Genomic DNA, 1,668 nt, shown 5'->3' with positions numbered 1-1,668 from the left:
GTGCAGGCGTTCGCGGTGGAGGCGATTCCGCGGATCTCGCGTGCGCAGGTGATGGACGCGTTGTCCTCGCAGGCGAATGTGGCGGGTTACAAGGCGGTGTTGCTGGCGGCGTCGGAGTCGACGCGGTTCTTCCCCATGTTGACCACGGCGGCGGGCACGGTGAAGCCGGCGACGGTGCTGGTGCTCGGTGTGGGTGTGGCCGGTCTGCAAGCGCTGGCCACCGCGAAGCGCCTTGGTGGACGGACCACCGGTTACGACGTGCGCCCCGAGGTGGCCGATCAGGTGCGGTCGGTGGGTGCGCAGTGGCTGGATCTGGGCATCGATGCCGCCGGTGAGGGCGGGTACGCCCGTGAGCTCACCGACGAGGAGAAGGCGAAGCAGCAGCAGGCGCTCGAGGACGCGATCAAGGGCTTCGACGTGGTGATCACGACCGCGTTGGTGCCGGGCCGTCCCGCGCCCCGGTTGGTGACCGCGGCCGCGGTGGAGGGTATGAAGCCCGGCAGTGTGATCGTGGACCTGGCGGGAGAGACCGGCGGCAACTGCGAGCTGACCGAGCCGGGTGAGGTCGTGGTGAAGCACGAGGTGACCATCGCCTCGCCGTTGAATCTGCCCGCGACCATGCCCGAGCACGCTTCGGAGTTGTATTCGAAGAACATCGCGGCGTTGCTGGAGTTGATGCTGGTGGACGGCAAGCTCGCGCCCGACTTCAGCGACCAGGTGCTGGCGGATTCCTGCGTCACCCGTGAGCCGGACGCGCCCGAGGCGCCTGCCGAGGCGACGGGGGCAGCGGAGTCCGCCGAGGCAGCGGCTGTGTCGGAGCCGACCGAGGCGAAGGTGGAGAACTGATGTATACCGAACTTCTGGCGAATATCGCGATCCTGGTGTTGTCGGGGTTCGTGGGTTTCGCCGTGATCTCCAAAGTCCCGAACACGTTGCACACGCCGTTGATGTCGGGCACCAACGCTATTCACGGCATCGTGGTGCTGGGTGCGCTGGTCACCTTGGGCAACGTGCAGGATCCCTCGATCCTGACCCAGATCATCCTGTTCGTCGCGGTGGTGTTCGGAACCCTGAACGTCATCGGTGGTTTCGTGGTCACCGACCGCATGCTGGGCATGTTCAAGAGCAAGAAGCCCGCTGCTCAGAAGGCCGGTGAATGATGCATACCTTCGACAACGTGACCTATCTGGTCAACGGTCTCTACATCGTGGCGTTCTCGCTGTTCATCTACGGTCTGATGGGTTTGACCGGCCCGAAGACCGCGGTGCGCGGCAACTTGATCGCCGCGGTGGGCATGGTGATCGCGGTGATCGCGACGTTGATCTCGATCCGCCACACCAGCAACTGGATTCTGATCGTCGCCGGTCTGGTGGTCGGCGTCGTGCTGGGTGTGCCGCCGGCGAAGTACACGAAGATGACCGCGATGCCGCAGCTGGTGGCCGCGTTCAACGGTGTCGGCGGTGGCACGGTCGCGCTCATCGCGTGGTCGGAATTCATCAACTCCCAGGGTTTCTCGCATTTCGACGAGGAGCCGACGGTGCACATCGTGATCGGGTCGCTGTTCGCGGCGATCATCGGTTCGGTGTCGTTCTGGGGTTCGTTGATCGCGTTCGGCAAGTTGCAGGAGATCCTGCCCGGCCGCCCGATCGGGATCGGGAAGTTGCAGCA

3 protein-coding genes are annotated in these 1,668 nt (G+C 64.9%); all 3 read left to right on the top strand.

Annotated features, from left to right (window positions below; all coding sequences use genetic code 11):
- Positions 1-846 (top strand): NAD(P) transhydrogenase subunit alpha (locus ABZ824_RS39700; RefSeq protein WP_356970049.1); only part of this gene is annotated, 846 nt, incomplete at its 5' end.
- Positions 846-1,160: an NAD(P) transhydrogenase subunit alpha gene (locus ABZ824_RS39695; RefSeq protein WP_063023007.1), complete on the top strand. Its 315-nt coding sequence runs from the start codon at positions 846-848 to the stop codon at positions 1,158-1,160. The genes ABZ824_RS39700 and ABZ824_RS39695, both read left to right, overlap by 1 nt.
- 17 nt (positions 1,161-1,177) lie before the next feature.
- Positions 1,178-1,668: NAD(P)(+) transhydrogenase (Re/Si-specific) subunit beta (locus tag ABZ824_RS39690; protein WP_356970050.1), on the top strand; the 491-nt coding region annotated here is incomplete at its 3' end.

Source organism: Nocardia sp. NPDC047038, assembly GCF_040644075.1.
Taxonomy (GTDB): Bacteria; Actinomycetota; Actinomycetes; order Mycobacteriales; family Mycobacteriaceae; genus Nocardia; species Nocardia sichangensis.
The sequence above is the reverse complement of the archived record's forward strand: the minus strand, read 5'-3'. Positions and strand labels throughout refer to the sequence as shown.